Here is a 1,266-nt window from a genome sequence, read left to right as displayed (position 1 = left end):
GTCTGGTGGTGAGCGCCAACGCGTGGCAATGGCCCGTGCTTGGATTCTTAAGCCTTCAATCTTGCTTATGGATGAACCAAGTGCTTCTTTAGACAAAGAATCTATTGAAAGATTGGTGATTATGGCCGAAGATCTTCTTCAGAGAGGCGCGAGTTTAGTCATCACTAGCCACCAAACTAACGCGTTAACCGACTTATGTAAGAAGCAATGGTGGATTAAAGACAATACTTTGACCGAATCGCCGCTTCTGCAAGTTATTAAAAAGAACAAAGCACAAGAGAATATTTATGCTGCTTCCAACGCAAACTAGTTGGGTTATTTTGGCTGGCGGACAAGCCAGCCGTATGGGCGGAAAAGATAAAGGACTCGTTGAGCTCAACGGTTCTCCGCTTATTCAATACGTTATTAACAAGCTGTCACAACAAGATGTCAGCATTACCATCAATGCCAACCGTAACTTAGACAGTTACCAAGCATTTGCACCGGTTGTTTCCGATTCTTTCCCTGACTATCCAGGCCCATTGGGCGGCATTCATGCTGGCCTTAAAAACGCGAGCACAGATTGGGTCGGCTTTGTCCCTTGCGACAGCCCACAGATTAGTGATGACCTTGTTGAACGTTTTTGTGCAGCAGTAAAAGAAGACAGCGACATTCTTGTCGCGCATGATGGCGAATTTAAGCAACCAGTATTCACCCTATTCCACAAACGTGTTCTGCCAAAGCTGGAAGCGTTTTTGGAACGTGGTGATCGTAAAATTATCTTGCTGTACAAAGAGTGTGTCACGGAATATGTCGATTTTAGCGATTCTCCTAACTGCTTTGTGAATCTAAACACGCCAGAAGAACTCACCCAATTCGGAACGCTTCAATAATGAAAGATTCTAAACAACGCCCTAACCTTCCTCTATTGGGGTTTGCTGCTTACAGTGGCACAGGCAAAACAACCGTATTAGAAGCTCTGCTTCCTTTATTGACAGAGTCGGGTTTAAAAGTTGGTGTGCTAAAACATGCTCACCACGATTTTGATGTCGATAAGCCGGGCAAAGACAGCTACCGTTTACGCAAAGCGGGCGCAAATCAAATGCTGATAGCTTCGCGTAACCGTCATGTGATGATGACTGAGACTCCAGAAGCAGAAGCCGATTTTGATTACCTGTTGACTCGTTTTGATACCAACACACTTGATCTGATTTTGGTTGAAGGCTGTAAGAACATTGCTTTCCCTAAAATCGAGCTTCACCGTGATGAAGTGGGTAAACCTTGGTT

Annotated in this window: 3 protein-coding genes; all 3 read left to right on the top strand. The window is 44.7% G+C overall.

Annotation, left to right across the window (positions count from 1 at the left end):
* Positions 1-310, top strand: a 310-nt coding sequence (locus tag AB4496_RS23150; protein WP_372132121.1) for an ABC transporter ATP-binding protein, incomplete at its 5' end; no start/stop codon positions are given.
* Complete coding sequence (gene mobA, locus AB4496_RS23145; protein WP_009846744.1) at positions 288-872, top strand: molybdenum cofactor guanylyltransferase MobA; 585 nt, start codon at positions 288-290, stop codon at positions 870-872. The genes AB4496_RS23150 and mobA, both read left to right, overlap by 23 nt.
* On the top strand, positions 872-1,266 hold a 395-nt coding region (mobB, locus tag AB4496_RS23140), incomplete at its 3' end, for a molybdopterin-guanine dinucleotide biosynthesis protein B (protein WP_372132119.1). The genes mobA and mobB, both read left to right, overlap by 1 nt.

It is taken from the genome of Vibrio sp. 10N.222.46.A1, assembly GCF_041473595.1.
GTDB classification, from domain to species: domain Bacteria; phylum Pseudomonadota; class Gammaproteobacteria; order Enterobacterales; family Vibrionaceae; genus Vibrio; species Vibrio tasmaniensis_A.
The sequence above is the reverse complement of the archived record's forward strand: the minus strand, read 5'-3'. Positions and strand labels throughout refer to the sequence as shown.

Excerpts from the sequence above, each read along its gene's own strand:
- mobA (WP_009846744.1), top strand. The coding sequence starts at position 288 with ATGCTGCTTCCAACGCAAACTAGTTGGGTTATTTTGGCTGGCGGACAA.